Here is a 14832-nt window from a genome sequence, read left to right as displayed (position 1 = left end):
AAGTGATGAATTTTCAGAGCAAAAAAAGTGAGCAAATCGGATGACGATTTGCTCACTTTGAAATTTATTCAGCTTTAGTTGGTTCGGTACGGCTTTGGAATTGATCCATCTTATCTTCAATATCGTCCATCATTTGTATTAAACGATCGATATCTTCGAGTTCTGTAGTTTCTGGATCAATGGCATCTAACACTTCAAGGAAGATTTCTAAGCGCTCTTTTAAATAAGTTACTTGTTGTTCTTTGTTTGTAATTGGATTTGACATGGTTGCACCATCGTCAGCAGGTGCCGACGAAAGGTTTCCCTCCTTATAAACTCCCCGTTGAGAAGTTGTGATGATAGATTTGCCCTTATTATACATGAAACGGGCTATTAGTGTTAGTGGTTTCTATTGATGCTATAGCGTTTGCAATCCTATAGGGCTTTTTAATTAATTTGCAACTTTTTTATTCTGAATATTTACAATATTGAAGTGGTGTGATAAAGTTACTTTAACGAAAAAAGAAGGAGATGATCAGAAAATAGGTGCATTGGCAAATTTATTAAAAGGGAGGGAATGTAAACAGTTTTCGGCACATGTAGTCGGATTGTAGTTTATGAAAATACAAATGAATATTAGTGATAGCTAAAACCCTAGTGAACTTTTAGAGATAAAGTTTACTGGGGTTTTAATAGTTTTATTCAATTTTTTGAAAAAGTAGGATAGCCAATATGATACGATAATATGAACATCTAAGTATATTGGAGGGTCATATGAGTGTCTTATTAAGCTATGAACAACGTAGATTTTTAATTTTAGTTATAATTGTATCTATTTCAGGATTTTCGCAAGGAATGTTACTTCCGCTCATTTCAATTATTTTTGAGACGGATGGCGTTTCATCCGCATTAAATGGATTGAATGCTACAGGCTTATACATAGGAACATTATTAGTTTCACCTTTTATTGAACATCCTCTGAGAAAATATGGATATAAGCCGGTTATTGTCGTCGGTGGCGCGTTCGTATTTGCCTCGTTATTTTTATTTCCGTTATGGAAAAGTGTGGTGTTTTGGTTCGTACTGCGCATGTTGATTGGTATTGGGGATCATGCGCTTCATTTTGCAACTCAAACTTGGATTACGTCTGCTACACCGCATAGTAAGTTGGGAAAAAGTATGTCCATTTACGGCTTATCATTTGGTGTAGGGTTTGCTGTAGGTCCTTTATTTGTGCCGCTTATTCAAGTATCGGAGTCCTTGCCGTTTATCATTTCTTCGCTCCTTTGTTTAGTAGCGTGGTCGCTTGTGTTCTTTGTAAAAAACGAAAAACCTGAAGCGTTAAAAGGGGATGCAAGTAATGGTGGGTGGATGCGCTATAAATTAGTGTTTCGGTACAGTTGGATTGCGTTCTTACCACCCTTTGTATACGGATTTTTAGAGTCATCACTCAATGCCTTATTCCCGGTGTATGCTCTTCGTAAAGGCTTTGATGTCTCGATGGTATCGATTATTTTAGCAGCCTTTTCAATCGGCGCGATTACAACGCAAATTCCACTTGGCATATTAGGAGATAAAATGGGTCGTCGCAAAGTCATTATTGGTTCGCTAATAATGGGAACGCTACTGTTTGGAATTTGTAGTCAGCTCGAAACATCTGCTGTAGCAGTAGCTTGTGTATTCGCACTTGCTGGTATGAGTGTAGGATCAATGTTTTCGCTCGGAATTACTTATATGGCCGATTTAACACCGAAAGAATTACTGCCAACAGGGAATTTGATTTGTGGTATTTTCTTTAGCATAGGGAGCTTGAGTGGGCCGTTTTTAGGTGGTCTTTACTTACAATTCATAGAACAAGTGAGTTTTTTAGTATTAATTGCGTTAGTGCTCGCAATAATTGCGCTCATTTACATCGTCTTTGGCAAGTCCACAACGAAACAATTAGAATTTACTTGAAAAAGCAGGCGTTCATTAATTTGAACGTCTGCTTTTTACGCTAAAGTACACGATGGCTGTGATGGCAATGGCGATTAATATATAGACAAAAATTGATAAAAAGTTGATACCTCCGAATGTAACTGCTGATTGCAACATTGATCGACCTTGCATAGCAGTTGTAGTATCTGTACTGAAAAATAATTCGCCAATCCAGTGCACTACGGCATAGGATACGATAAATAATAGCGTAATCAATAAGTATTTTTTCATCGTAAAACCTCCTAGTTCTAGTAATAAGTTTACACGAAAATGTAGAGGGATTGGGGATTATGTTAAGTTCTATTCGTAAATAATGCGTGACTTGATATAGAAAAAATACGAACTTAGCAGGACATTATTATTTAGTATTAGAAATTAACATAATATTTGGGTATTATGTATCGATTATCGAAATAATAATATTTTCGTGATGTGCCTTTTTCCTTATGCTGTTTTTGGATAAAATACTGTAAAGTTACTATATTCTGAAATATTTTTGTTTTTAGTACAAATTCTGGAGGGGAACCATGCAAGGTTTATTCAATTTGAAGACTCTTAAAAAGAGAATTTTAGGGGCGTTTTTGTTATTAATTTTTATAATGGCTTGTTTTTCAACATACAGTTACTATGCAAACCGAACGATGCAAGAAAAATCGGAAGAGTTAGTTGAGCAACAATTAGAAATGTTGACAGCAAATCAAAATTTAGCAACGTCAATTAGTGTTCGTGTACAGGCATCAATGAATTACGTATTAACAGGTGATAAAAGTTATTTAGAAATGTTTCATGAGTATGTAAAATTCGCAGAGGCAAATAACAGCATTTTAGATGAATTAGATAAATCACCAGAGCGTGCTAAGATTGTGGGAAAAGCAAGACAATGGACTAAAAATGTTATTGAAGAAGCATTTATTGCATATGAAAATGGCGACCAAAATCAAGCGGTTCTAATTTTAATAGATAATAACTTATTGGCGAATGAAGTGCGTGTCGGCTATGAAACACTTGCCAATGAGCGCGCAGAAACAATAAAAAAATTAGGACAAGATGTAGTAGCGACAAGTACTTCGACGAAAACAGTAGGCTTAGTCATAAGTGCATTAGTATTAATTGTAGGTGTAATCACTGCATTTATAACAGCTTCTAGCATTGCAAAACCAATTGAGCTCATCTCGAATCGCATGAAAGCAATGGCGGATGGACAACTAAATTTAGAAAAACTTAACGTTAATCGCCAGGATGAAATTGGTATATTAACGAACTCAGCAAATGAGATGAATGAAAAATTACGTGCAACAATAACGTCAATTCATGAAGTTTCAGAACATGTCGCGAGTAATAGTGAAGAATTAGCACAGTCGGCTACTGAAGTAAAACTAGGTAGTGAGCAAATTGCGTCGACAATGCAAGAAATTGCTTCAGGTACGGAAACACAAGCGTCTGCTTCTAGCGATTTAGCTTCGACAATGATGGACTTTGTTGCAACAATTCAGCAAACAACGAGCGAAGGTATGGTGTTAAAAGAGCATTCAGTTAACGTGCAATCATTAACATCGGCGGGTAAAGAGTTAATGAATAGTTCAACAGAGCAAATGCATGCGATTGATAGTATCGTACAAGATGCTGTTGAAAAAGTAGAAGGCTTAAATGAGCAATCAAAAGAGATTAACCAACTCGTTTCAGTTATTGATAGTATTGCGAACCAAACCAATTTATTAGCATTAAATGCAGCGATTGAAGCAGCACGCGCAGGCGAGCATGGCAAAGGTTTTGCTGTCGTTGCGGATGAAGTACGGAAGCTAGCTGAACAAGTGCAGTTTTCAGTGACAGATATTTCAACAATCGTTGGTCGCATACAGCGTGATACAAGCAATGTTACGTCTTCTCTACAATCAGGTTATGAAGAAGTGAAAAAAGGAACTGCGCAAATTACGTACACAGGCACAACATTTGAACAAATTTCAACTGCTGTAGAAAACATGACAACGAATATTGATAGGATTTCAACGAATTTGCAAGAAATTGTGGTAAAAACAGATTCGATTAATCATTCGATTGACGAAGTTGCATCTGTTTCAGAGGAATCGGCTGCCGGTGTAGAGCAAACAACAGCAACGATTCAGCAAACATCCAGCACGATGGAAGAAATCGCATCAAGCGCCGATCAGCTAGCAAGTATGGCTGAACAACTAAATATACAAATCCAACAATTTAAGTTGTAATAAATAATGAAGAGCCTCACGTCGTGTGAGGCTCTTTTAGTAGATAAGAAAGTATAACTTACTTATGTATTGTGCGCAAAAAAGTTGTAAGTAGGTTTAGGGGGGCTTAGTGCGTTCGAAAATGAAGTAGGAACAAAATCTAAAAGCAGTACTTATCAAGGGAATTATGCATATACTGATTTTAGGCCATCCTTAAAGAACGAAAAAAAGTGGATTTCGGAAATGCTTTGAATTAGAACAAACTTTTCCTGGAAATAATAATTTTTCTTTACTAACTTTAATCACGAAAATTTGAGGCGGTGTTGCAATTGGTTAAATATAAAATTCGCAGGGAGGTAGTACATGTGGCGACTGAAATATTAACTAAACCAGTTGAGAAGACCTCTTTTAAAAAACCTAAATATAAAAAAACAAATTTACTGTCTGCAGCTACTGCAGAAGATATAAAGATCATTAATCAACTGACGAAAAATGATAGGGGCTTGAGCAGTCTAACTTATCAAGAAATTTATTCGGAGGGAATTTAGCGTGTCAGCGTCCATGTTTATTAATCCGAAAAATTGGCATCAGATTGAACGCGGTTATTACTTTCAAGCTGCTATGTATTATCCCTCAGATACAAAACAACCTTTACGTTTTTTAACAGAAGAAGATGGTTCGACTACTATACAAGTACGTAATGGTGACTTCTCGCCGATAGAAGTTGATGGGAGAAAAAAGTCGAGGGAGCAAGAAGTGGTAATGAAGTTTAAGCCAAGGCAAGTGATTATCATTTCAAATGATACGTTCAATAAGGACAGAAATTTTGAATACGTCCAAGTAGTACCCGTCTTAAGTATTTCACGAAATAATAAAAATGCCCCATGGTATAACAAGTTAATACAGGATCAACTGCCAGGATTTGTTTTTATAAATAAAGGGAAATATGATGTAGAAGTTGATGTGACTGAAGTAACTTCTATACATAAAAGTTTACTTTTAGAGAAACAAAAAAAAGTTCCTAAAGAACGTATGGAGTTTATCAGTTCACAAATACTAGAACTTTTAGATTTATAATGTGGATGGGTTACTGACTTATCAAGGGGCCACTGAAAAAGTCTATAATGTAGTTTAGCCAGTTCTTGAACGAGAAATCGTTTAAGAACTGGTTTTTTCTTCGATGTCGTTGATTTCCGTTGCGGCGAACGCTTTTTTGGGGGCGAGCCTTGAGCCGCTTCCCTCGCTGCGCTCAGTCCAGGGTCTCAAGCTGCTCGCTAATCCCCTAGAAGTCGTCGCCTCCACTCCAATCAACTTGTAACTGTAAAGAATGAATGCGTCATTCTCTCATTTAAAAAGGATGATTTTTTTGTATTCTAAATTGAAGCTACTAAATGAAAAAGAGAAAGGAATATAGAAAGAAACAAGGCGCTTCCTGTTCAAAGTTGAACAAAAAGTGCCTTATTATTAACTGCAAAAGCTTCGTCATTTTTAAAATGTAAGTTTTTCAATGCCCTCCTTTTCAAGGGGCGCTTTTCCGATTAAAAAAGCTTGTTGTCTTCTTTTTGTTTAAGAAAGCTTATATTAAAAATATGGCTACGATTGTTGTTGCGAGTAATCCGATTATAACTGGAAGAAGGTTTCTACGTGCGAGCTAGAACGGACTCACGTTACAAATAGCTGCAGCTGGAATGAGTGCCCATGGGATAAGTGTGCCTCCACCTATGTAAGACATCTAGTAATAATGTGAACAGACAATTCAATGTCGTCTGTTTATTATTGAAGCTATTTTAGATTTTCTGAAATTCTTATAAAAAAATCACAAAGCAGTTAAATGAAGAATACATCCTGCTTTGTGACATTCTTTATAACCCTAACTGTTTAAATTGGATCAGTTCATTTTTTAATAAATTAAATTTAAATTCTTCAACTATATTACTGTTCGTATTTTGCAGGAAAATCAAATGCTGTTCCAACCTTTCTGTATATTCCCCTAGAAAATCAAAGAAATTAAATTCATAAACTCCATCTATCGTTTCTGAAACCTGATTAAATTCAGTAATTTCCAAAACTTCTCTTTTTCTTTTTAGCGTATAAAGATTCGCATTACCAATAGTTGATATTTCTTTTTTACAATCAGGTGATTTATACATATCAATTAAAATATCATTAAATTCATTTAGAAAAGTAGTATATAAAGTTGTTGAAAAAAGCAGTATTTCATTATTACCATCTTCTACATAGAAGTTTAAAAACCCTACAAAATAATTATCGAATTCTTCCAATGTTAAGTCGGAAATATCTTTATCAGTCTCTAATTTTATTTTCATAATATATTACTCCTTTTTTTTCTCTTTTACTGTCGTAATCACTGATGATCCTTTAGTTGGATAGGATGTTATTATAATATTATTCTTATCCACATATGTCACCATAGTTTTTATGCCATCCTTTTGAGTCTTTATAACAGTTCCCGTTGCGGCTTTCTAAGCGCCAAATAAGGAAATTAGTCCTCTTTGGCGCTTATTTTAAAATAAGTTGTATATCGATTCTGACAAGTCAGACAAACCGCACTTGTATTTCTCACATAGCTTTAACGGACTGCAAGTAAATTGCAGGCTAAAAAATTTGCAGCCCTTGCACTCTTTCCCTATATTAAAAACATCGCAACAATCGTTGTCACTACTAGCCCGATGACGACTGGCAGTAAATTGCGCCGCGCAAGCTCAAACGGACTGACGTTACAAATTGCAGCTGCTGGAATGAGCGCCCATGGAATTAAAGTTCCGCCACCAACCCAAATAGCAGCGATTTGACCAAGTGCTGTCAGTGTAGCGGTTCCTTCTCCAATGGCAGTACCAAATAAACTTCCGATTGAACCAACGAGTGAAATGCCTGAAAATCCGGAGCCGTCGAGTCCCGTGATAGCCCCTACACCTGTAAGAGTTACAACGGCAATTTCTTTGGTTAATGGTACCACCGCAGCTAATGCGACACCGAGATCATTGACAATCCCGTGAGACATGTCGGGTAAATGATTACCAATAATTGTTTGGAAACCAGAATCCCCTAGATAGAAGAAAGCGGCTATTGGAATAACAGGACCGAACACTTTGAAGCCGAATTGGAAACCATGAATAAAATAACTTGTTGACTGTTCTAGCCCTTTCTTTTTATGAGCTATGATACAGAGTAGCAGTAAAATAAATACGGCAGTGCCTCCTACTAAGGCTGTTGCGTCCCCTCCCTGTAGGTTAAATACAGCCATGGCGACAACATCTAATAAGAAGGCGATAGGAATGAAAATTGCAAAGAATTTCTTTTGCGACGATGTAAGTAAATCTTCTGCTGTTTCTTGATCGAGGCCATTGTCATACGTTCCAATTAACTCTAATGTCCCTCTTTTCATATCACGTCTTAATAAGAAGAAAGCGACAACTGTTGTCACAATCCCCATTGTTATAACAAGTGGTATACTGGCTGCAACGACATCGCCTACTGGAATTCCGGCGGCGTCTGCTGTCAGTTTTGGTGCACCTTGAATAACGAAATCACTTGATAAAGCAATTCCATGCCCGAATAAATTCATCGCCATCGCAACACCTAGCGCAGGAAGCCCAGCTCGGATGGCCACTGGTAACAAAACCGCACCTAATAATGCTACAGATGGTGATGGCCAAAAGAACCAGGAAATGACCATCATTAAAATTCCGATTGTCCAATATGCAAGTGTTGGATTTTTAATGATTTTTGTAAATGGAGCAACCATTACTTCATTAATCCCCGTTTTCATTAGCACACGGCTCATCGCTACAATAATTGATATGATTAGAATGGTAGGCAAAAGTTCGGAAATCGCATAAATAAAGCTGTTAAAAATACTACTAATGGATGAAGTAAGATCCCCTGTGGCAACAACCGCAATCGTGAAAATCCCCAAAATACAAATAATTGTTGTATCTAGCCTTCTCATCATAAATCCAATGATTAAAACAATAAATCCAATATATATCCAGTGCAGAGCAGTTAATTCAATTGCCATAATCCAACTCTTTTCCTTTTTGTATAGGATATGGAGGGAAAAACGGGATGGTGAACGCCTACTAAACAATAAATAATTTGTGGAGATGAGAAAATGGCCTAGTATATTTACAAATAGGAGCCGTTAAACTTCATTCGTTTATTCGTATTAATTTGTACGGAGGCAACCATGCTAATTGCTTGATTTGATTTGATTTGAAGTAAGGTAGCGATTTCTACATGAACAATGTGGCAGTCGACGTAGTGAAATTAACAGCGGGTTATCACATTGCTCGTGGATTTTTTGGTGGTTCTATTTTTGAATGGTAATTTACATAGTATAAAATCGCTGCTTTGCCATAATTGAGACACAACATAAACATAATTATGTGACAAAGCTGAACTGCATCCCAATTGGTTTTTACGCTTATTTAATATTATGTTGTATAGGAAATACGTTAAATCACGTTATTTGCATGATTATTTACGTTATTTAAATTTTGTAACTGTTTCGATAAGCTTTGTGTTTAAAATGAAGATAGGATTATGGAGTGTTCTCAAAAATTGATGGCCATTCGTTCGGCAAATAAACCTGTTTATATCTAGTAATGGAAATCTCAGATAGGTTTTTAAAAGGCTATGAATTTTACCATAAATTTAAAATGATGATTAAAATATTTCTAAATAAAATTACAGGTTCAGAATACAAAGTAAAAAGGCAATACTCGGATTTTGAGTACTGCCTTAAAGTTAATCTAATAATGATTTTATAGGTTATTTACTTCTTTAATGTTAATTTTGCTACCGCTTCAACATGTGCCGTCTGTGGGAACATGTCCACTGGTTGAATATATTCGACATCATAAATTTTCGATAGCTCTTGTAAGTCCTTCGCTAATGTCGATGGGTTACAAGATGTATAGACGAAGCGTTTTGGTTTAATTTTTAGCACCGTTCTGATAAAGCCTGGCTCTAAACCTGTACGCGGTGGGTCTACTGCGATAACATCTGGACGATAATCTTCTTTGCTCCAACGGAATAACCATTTATCCGAAGAGCCTGGGAAGAAACGCACATGCTGTAAGTTAGCGTTCGTACGAGCATTTACTTTGGCATCAGCGATAGCTTCATCGACATTGTCCATCCCGCGAACTTCGCGAGCACCTTCTGCAAGCCACATACCGATTGTCCCAACACCGCAGTATGCATCCACTACGTTTTCTTTGCCCGTTAGCGCGGCTGCTTTTTTAATTTCATCGTATAAAATAACAGTTTGCTCAGGGTTTAGTTGGAAGAATGCGCGCGTTGAAAGGTCAAATGCGAATTCGCCAAGTTTTTCATGGATTGTTTCTTTACCATCTAACACAATTGTTTCTTCACCGAAAATTAGTGAGGATTTATCGCGGTTGATGTTTTGGGTAATCGACACGATCGACGGGTCAATTTTTTTAATGCGTTCAATTAATTCTGCTTTATGTGGTAACTCATTACGTGTTGTCACTAAACAAACTTGTGTTTCACCCGTACGTATACCTGTACGAACAACAATCGTACGAACAAGGCCGTTCAAGTTTTTACCATCATAAATTGTAATGTTTAGCTTTTGTAATACTTTACGTGTACCTACTGTGATTTTTGTAGTAACAGGTTGCTGAACGAGGCAATCATTAATGTTTAATAATTTGTTGGTGCCTTCTGAAAATAAACCAGCGTATACGCGTTTGCCTTCTTTACGTACTTGGAACTGCGATTTGTTACGGTAGTTCCACGGATTGTCCATACCTAAAGTTGGGCGCACCTCTGTTGATTGTGCGAGATTGCTTGCGTATTTTTCTAATGCTTGCATGACGATGTCGCGCTTGTTTTTTAGCTGGCCTTCATACGTCATATGTTGGAGTTGGCAGCCTCCGCATTCATCGTATACTTGGCAAGGCGCTTCTTGACGGTATTCACTAGCTTTACGAATATTTAAAATTTCTGCCTCTGCAAAATTGCGTTGTACGTTTGTCAGTTTTACGGTTACTTCTTCTCCAGGTAAAGCACCTTTGACAAATACAACATTACGTTTATAAAAGCCAACACCTTCACCGTTAATACCAAGTCGTTTAATTGTTAATGGGAACTTTTGTCCAAGCTCCATTATTGCTTCACTCATTGCTTTCCACGTCCTTCTAATGTCTAAGTATTCACGCATCATCCTCAAGGTCGTTCCGAGTGTAAACGGGCGTGAATTACCTTTTCTAGTCATCCCATCATTATAACGGACGCGACAAGGAAATGAAAGAAAGCAGATTTCTTACTAAGGCAGCATAACGCCTTCGTATTCCATAACTAAATCATCAAGCGAGCCAAATGTGTAGCCAGCTGCCTTTGCGTCCGCAATAAATTTTGGCAGCGCCTCTGCATTATCCTGTGCTACCGTATGCATTAAAATGACAGCACCGGGATGAAGTTGCTGCATGAGGGCATCATAAGCATATTTATAACCACGGCGCTCATCCTTTAGCCAATCCTTAAACGCAACGGACCAAAAAATATGCCGGTAGCTATTGTCATTGCCTACTTTTAACAAGCGCTCATTAAATATTCCTTCAGGTGGTCGGGCATAATAAGTACGCTCCACACCGGTTAGTTCTCGCAACTTATCGTCAAATTTCTTCCACTCTGCGATTATTTCTGCGTCAGATAACCGGGCCATATTTGGATGCCCATATGAGTGATTGCCGATAGTATGACCGTCTGCAATCATCCTTTTTGTGAGATCTGTAGCGCTCGTTAAATAATGCCCAGTTAAGAAAAAGGTAGCAGGAACTTGTTCATCCTTCAAGGTATTTAAAATGCTTTCGGTAAAGCCATTTTCGTAACCATTATCAAATGTTAAATAGGCGATTTTGTTATCCGTACTTCCCTTATAAATAGCGCCGTATTGATTTAGCATTCCGTCTAGTTGTGCGCCAGCCTCTGCGGGTGTGCCGTCAGTGCTACGCTTAAAACCCCAATGATATTCATCCGCGCGCGCATAAGTAATCGTTGATAAAACAAGCGCAAATAGGATAATGACTGCGCCGTATAGATGATGTTTGTACATAAAAACGCAACCTCCTTTTTCAGTAGGTTGCGCTAACAGTTAAGAGTTATACAAGTCAATAATTGCATCTTCAAGGGAAATGAATTTAAATGGATATTCTGTAGCAAGTAGTTTTTCAGGCACAACGTACTGACCTTCTAATACAAGTATACTCTTTTCGCCTAGTGCCAACTGCAACGCAAAGCCCGGTACAGGTAGCCAGTGCGGACGATTTAATGCACGTCCAACCGTTTTGCCAAACTGCTTCATTCGTTTGGCGTTCGGTGATGTGAAGTTTATCGGTCCTGAAAGCTCTTCGTTTTCAATCGTAAATAAAATGGCATTCGCCACATCATCAATATGAATCCAACTTAGCCACTGTTCCCCAGATCCGATTGTTCCTCCTACACCTAATTGATACGGAAGCGTGATTAACGGAAGCGCACCAGATTCTTTCCCTAGAATGACGCCAAAGCGAGCCAAGCATACGCGGATGCCTAGCTTTTCGGAACGTGCGGCATTTACTTCCCAGTCTGTAACGACGCTGCCAAGGAAATCTGTCGCATAGTTTTCTGACTGCTCTGTGTAAACGTTTGTTGTAGACGTTGGGTAAATTCCAATCGCACTTGCATTAATAAAAACGGTTGGGCGCTTCGTAAGATTTTCGAAAATACGAAATATTTCGTTCGTTGTGTCCATGCGACTTTCATAAATTGCTTTTTTACGATCCACCGTCCATCGTCCCTCGTTTAGTGAAACACCAGCTAAATTAATGAAAGCATCACTGCCTTCAAGTGACTCTTCAGGATTGGTGCCATCCATCCAGCGAATATAGCGGATGCCGTCCTTAACCGTCTCTTCTCCTCGCGTTAAAATGAGTACTTCATGCCCTTTATCACATAAAAGCTCACGTAGTTTTTGGCCAACAAAGCCTGAACCACCCGAAATCACTATCTTCATGCGGACGCCCCCTAAATTTTAGTGTCGGACTCTTTTTCCTATTATATCCATACATGAAACGTCTTGCAAAAACATGTATACTAAAAGGCAAAAGGAAGTGAGTTTCATGCTTGTTATTTCTAAAATTGGTCGTCAAAAAAATAATCCTGAACGTTATAATATTTATTTAAATGAAGAATATGCCTTTGCAGTTGATGAAGGTACGCTGATTAAATTTGGCTTAACGAAAGGGAAAGTGCTAGAGCAATTTGAAGTAGATGAAATCACTTATGAAGATGAAATTGCGAAAGCATTTAATAAAGCACTACATTTTTTGAGTTATCAAATGCGTAGTGAATTTGAAGTAAAGAAAAAGCTACACGATGCAGGGCATGGGGAGGCTGTTGTGTTAGAGGCCATTCGCAAGCTAGAACGGCTCGGTTTTTTAAATGATGAAACCTATTCTAAAGCACTTCTCGAAACAAAAAAGCGCACTGCCAAAAAAGGACCAGGTGCCATTCGTCAAGATTTAATGAGGAAGGGCATTGATAGGGGATTACAGGAGCAGGTGCTTGGTACTTTTTCGCATGAGGAACAAGTAAAGGTTGCGATGGAGCTAGCGGAAAAGCAAATTCGAGCTGGTGACAACAAAACTCCTTCGCAAGTAAAGCAAAAAATTCAAGATGTCTTGATGCGTAAAGGCTATTCGTTTACAGTAATAAAGGAAATACTAGAGCAGACTAAGTTTGAACGGGAAGATGATGAATGGACGGATATGATTGCTAACCAGGGGGATAAGGTGTGGCGCAAGTATTCGGCAAAATTTGTAGGTAGTGAGCGCCGCAACAAAACGAAGCAGGCACTTTATCAAAAGGGCTTTCCAGTAGAAGTCATCAATCGTTATATTGAAGAGAAGGAGAATGAAGAATGACAGAGCAAAATTATGCAGCGATGACAGAGCAAGAGCTACGCCAAGAGATTGCCAATTTAAGAGAGAAGGCACGTAAGGCAGAACAGTTAGGTATAGTGAATGAGTTTGCAGTTTATGAGCGTAAAGCTTTAATGGCGGCAGCTTTTTTAGTAGATTTAAGTCAAATTATTCCGGGCGAAATGTACCGTATTGACGGGGCACCGGGAGAGTTCTTTCAGGTAGATCGATTGAAAGGGCGTTTTGCATGGGGGCACCGTTTAGGCAGTGACCGTTACGAGGAGGCACTACCGGTATCTATTTTAGCACCGATGAAGGCAGGTAAATAACAGATGGAACAACGCATATTAAAGTTAACACAACAGCTTTTAGAGAAAAATCCGCATATGCCAACAGGACGTGCACGCGTCTGGGTTGAATTATTATGGAGTGACTTTGAAGCAACTTCAGCAAAGGCGGGTTATGATTTTCGCGGAGCTGAGTATACAGAAAAGCTTGTGTACCAGCTTATTACAAGCTATGGCGATAAATTGCATCTATTTGCAGGCAATAATCCGAAATACGCACATTTATTAGATACTAGCGAAGACACACTACAATAAAAAGAACCGCTTTGGAACTTTGGAGAAATCCAAGTCCGAGGCGGTTTTATTCGTTCCCAGCACCAATTTGTAGCTTTTTCTGCAGTTTATCTTCGCTGAAAATCCAGCCTGTGTACGAAGTAATAATGTCTAGACTATCATTTAAATGCGCAACCGCAACGAATGGATAACGGTCATTACTACGGTAGCGTAAATCGATTAAGCGTACTTCGGTTAATCCATTTTCGAGCTCAGAAATTTCCCAATGATAAAGCGGAGAAAAGGATATGAACGCGTCTAAATTGGAATCTTGTAATGCCTTTTCAACGATTGGTGTTTTTGGTAAGGGCTCGATTTCAAATTTATCGTAAATATTAATTGTTCGTCCATACGCACGGCCCACATAGTAATGTGTTTTTGATTTAGCTGCAATGCGCCAATAAAAGAAGCGGATTGTCGGTGCTACCATAACAAAATCTTCATCTTGAATGGCATGGTGTACGGCTTTTTTAATCGCCTTTTGGAGAGCGAAGCGTAGCACATAGTAGGCGGTGATGATTACGTAAATAATACTGAACATGATAATAGGGTTTGAACCAAATACCCATAATAAAATTCCAATACAGTGAATACCGAAAATGAACGGGTCAAATGTATTGATCACACCGAGTGCAACCCATTTTTTCGAAAAGGGTCTCAGTGCCTGTGTACCGTAAGCATTAAAAATATCGACAAATACGTGCAAAAATACGGCGAGCTGTGTCCATAGCCATAAGTGTAAAGTGTTGGCGTTTGGCACTATAAACGATAAAATAGCCGTAATTGCAAGTGGCCATAATAGAACGGCAGGAATTGAGTGTGTAATCCCACGATGATGACGAATGTAGACGGCATTGTTACGAAGCTTTAAAATCGTATCCACATCTGGAGCTTGTGAGCCGAGTATTGCACCAGCCATAACGGCGGTAAACGTCATCGGATGGCTTGCCACAACTGGATCTGCCAACGCTATGCCACCTAAAGCAATTCCCATAACGAAATGTGTGCCTGAATCCAATATAATCATCCCCTCGTTAATGGAACCGTTTTGAACGGAAATAATTAACATATTATTTATCTTTATAATATACCCTATTTACAGTA

The 14832-nt window shown here is 38.2% G+C and carries 15 protein-coding genes; 7 read left to right on the top strand and 8 right to left on the bottom strand.

Annotated features, from left to right (window positions below):
* Positions 1-64: 64 nt before the first annotated feature.
* Positions 65-265 (bottom strand): SE1561 family protein, encoded by a 201-nt coding sequence (locus tag MHH87_RS15490; RefSeq protein ID WP_340750127.1) that lies wholly within the window; start codon positions 263-265, stop codon positions 65-67.
* 488 nt (positions 266-753) lie between these two features.
* Between MHH87_RS15490 and MHH87_RS15485 the strand changes: the two genes are divergently transcribed.
* Complete coding sequence (locus MHH87_RS15485) at positions 754-1935, top strand: MFS transporter (protein WP_340750126.1); 1182 nt, start codon at positions 754-756, stop codon at positions 1933-1935.
* Between the two features lie 15 nt (positions 1936-1950).
* Here the strand turns inward: MHH87_RS15485 and MHH87_RS15480 are convergent, their stop codons facing one another.
* Positions 1951-2187 carry a carboxypeptidase gene (locus MHH87_RS15480; protein WP_340750125.1) on the bottom strand — a complete coding sequence of 79 codons (237 nt, stop codon included), beginning with the start codon at positions 2185-2187 and terminating at the stop codon, positions 1951-1953.
* 350 nt (positions 2188-2537) lie between these two features.
* Here MHH87_RS15480 and MHH87_RS15475 point away from each other — a divergent pair, with 350 nt between their 5' ends.
* The 3 genes from MHH87_RS15475 to MHH87_RS15465 all read left to right on the top strand — a co-directional run bounded on the left by MHH87_RS15475 (position 2538) and on the right by MHH87_RS15465 (position 5234).
* Entirely contained in the window at positions 2538-4178 is a 1641-nt protein-coding gene (locus MHH87_RS15475; protein WP_340750124.1) for a methyl-accepting chemotaxis protein, read from the top strand.
* Positions 4179-4522: 344 nt separating this feature from the next.
* Positions 4523-4705 carry a hypothetical protein gene (locus tag MHH87_RS15470; RefSeq protein ID WP_340750123.1) on the top strand — a complete coding sequence of 61 codons (183 nt, stop codon included), beginning with the start codon at positions 4523-4525 and terminating at the stop codon, positions 4703-4705.
* Position 4706: 1 nt separating this feature from the next.
* Positions 4707-5234: a type II toxin-antitoxin system PemK/MazF family toxin gene (locus MHH87_RS15465; RefSeq protein WP_340750122.1), complete on the top strand. Its 528-nt coding sequence runs from the start codon at positions 4707-4709 to the stop codon at positions 5232-5234.
* 785 nt (positions 5235-6019) lie between these two features.
* Here MHH87_RS15465 and MHH87_RS15460 read toward each other — a convergent pair.
* From MHH87_RS15460 to MHH87_RS15440, 5 genes are all read right to left on the bottom strand, one after another.
* The gene (locus tag MHH87_RS15460; protein WP_340750121.1) at positions 6020-6484 is read right to left on the bottom strand and encodes a hypothetical protein; all 465 of its coding nucleotides are present in this window, start codon (positions 6482-6484) and stop codon (positions 6020-6022) included.
* Positions 6485-6804: 320 nt separating this feature from the next.
* A complete protein-coding gene (locus tag MHH87_RS15455) occupies positions 6805-8196 on the bottom strand; it encodes a hypothetical protein (protein ID WP_340750120.1) in 1392 nt (463 codons plus the stop codon).
* A gap of 756 nt (positions 8197-8952) precedes the next feature.
* Positions 8953-10329 (bottom strand): 23S rRNA (uracil(1939)-C(5))-methyltransferase RlmD, encoded by a 1377-nt coding sequence (gene rlmD / locus MHH87_RS15450; protein ID WP_340750119.1) that lies wholly within the window; start codon positions 10327-10329, stop codon positions 8953-8955.
* A gap of 144 nt (positions 10330-10473) precedes the next feature.
* Entirely contained in the window at positions 10474-11262 is a 789-nt protein-coding gene (locus tag MHH87_RS15445; protein WP_340750118.1) for a polysaccharide deacetylase family protein, read from the bottom strand.
* A 39-nt stretch (positions 11263-11301) separates the two neighbouring features.
* On the bottom strand, positions 11302-12201 hold the full coding sequence (locus MHH87_RS15440; RefSeq protein WP_340750117.1) for a TIGR01777 family oxidoreductase: 900 nt from the start codon (positions 12199-12201) through the stop codon (positions 11302-11304).
* 106 nt (positions 12202-12307) lie between these two features.
* Between MHH87_RS15440 and recX the strand changes: the two genes are divergently transcribed.
* Genes recX through MHH87_RS15425 form a run of 3 tightly spaced genes read left to right on the top strand, consistent with a single transcriptional unit; the run spans position 12308 to position 13710 of the window.
* Positions 12308-13111 (top strand): recombination regulator RecX, encoded by an 804-nt coding sequence (gene recX / locus MHH87_RS15435; protein ID WP_340750116.1) that lies wholly within the window; start codon positions 12308-12310, stop codon positions 13109-13111.
* A complete protein-coding gene (locus MHH87_RS15430) occupies positions 13108-13437 on the top strand; it encodes a YfhH family protein (RefSeq protein ID WP_340750115.1) in 330 nt (109 codons plus the stop codon). The genes recX and MHH87_RS15430 overlap by 4 nt, the downstream gene beginning before the upstream one ends.
* A 3-nt stretch (positions 13438-13440) precedes the next feature.
* Positions 13441-13710: a YfhJ family protein gene (locus MHH87_RS15425; RefSeq protein ID WP_340750114.1), complete on the top strand. Its 270-nt coding sequence runs from the start codon at positions 13441-13443 to the stop codon at positions 13708-13710.
* Positions 13711-13756: 46 nt separating this feature from the next.
* Here the strand turns inward: MHH87_RS15425 and MHH87_RS15420 are convergent, their stop codons facing one another.
* A complete protein-coding gene (locus tag MHH87_RS15420; RefSeq protein ID WP_340750113.1) occupies positions 13757-14746 on the bottom strand; it encodes a metal-dependent hydrolase in 990 nt (329 codons plus the stop codon).
* Positions 14747-14832 lie beyond the last annotated feature (86 nt).

The sequence above is a fragment of the Solibacillus sp. FSL H8-0538 genome, from assembly GCF_038003525.1.
Classification (GTDB): domain Bacteria; phylum Bacillota; class Bacilli; order Bacillales_A; family Planococcaceae; genus JBBOPI01.
Note: the sequence above shows the minus strand (reverse complement) of the source record. Positions and strands in the feature narration are given on the sequence as shown.

Excerpts from the sequence above, each read along its gene's own strand:
- MHH87_RS15490 (WP_340750127.1), bottom strand. The coding sequence starts at position 265 with ATGTCAAATCCAATTACAAACAAAGAACAACAAGTAACTTATTTAAAA.
- MHH87_RS15485 (WP_340750126.1), top strand. The coding sequence starts at position 754 with ATGAGTGTCTTATTAAGCTATGAACAACGTAGATTTTTAATTTTAGTT.
- MHH87_RS15480 (WP_340750125.1), bottom strand. The coding sequence starts at position 2,187 with ATGAAAAAATACTTATTGATTACGCTATTATTTATCGTATCCTATGCC.
- MHH87_RS15460 (WP_340750121.1), bottom strand. The coding sequence starts at position 6,484 with ATGAAAATAAAATTAGAGACTGATAAAGATATTTCCGACTTAACATTG.
- MHH87_RS15455 (WP_340750120.1), bottom strand. The coding sequence starts at position 8,196 with ATGGCAATTGAATTAACTGCTCTGCACTGGATATATATTGGATTTATT.
- rlmD (WP_340750119.1), bottom strand. The coding sequence starts at position 10,329 with ATGAGTGAAGCAATAATGGAGCTTGGACAAAAGTTCCCATTAACAATT.
- MHH87_RS15445 (WP_340750118.1), bottom strand. The coding sequence starts at position 11,262 with ATGTACAAACATCATCTATACGGCGCAGTCATTATCCTATTTGCGCTT.
- MHH87_RS15440 (WP_340750117.1), bottom strand. The coding sequence starts at position 12,201 with ATGAAGATAGTGATTTCGGGTGGTTCAGGCTTTGTTGGCCAAAAACTA.
- recX (WP_340750116.1), top strand. The coding sequence starts at position 12,308 with ATGCTTGTTATTTCTAAAATTGGTCGTCAAAAAAATAATCCTGAACGT.
- MHH87_RS15430 (WP_340750115.1), top strand. The coding sequence starts at position 13,108 with ATGACAGAGCAAAATTATGCAGCGATGACAGAGCAAGAGCTACGCCAA.
- MHH87_RS15425 (WP_340750114.1), top strand. The coding sequence starts at position 13,441 with ATGGAACAACGCATATTAAAGTTAACACAACAGCTTTTAGAGAAAAAT.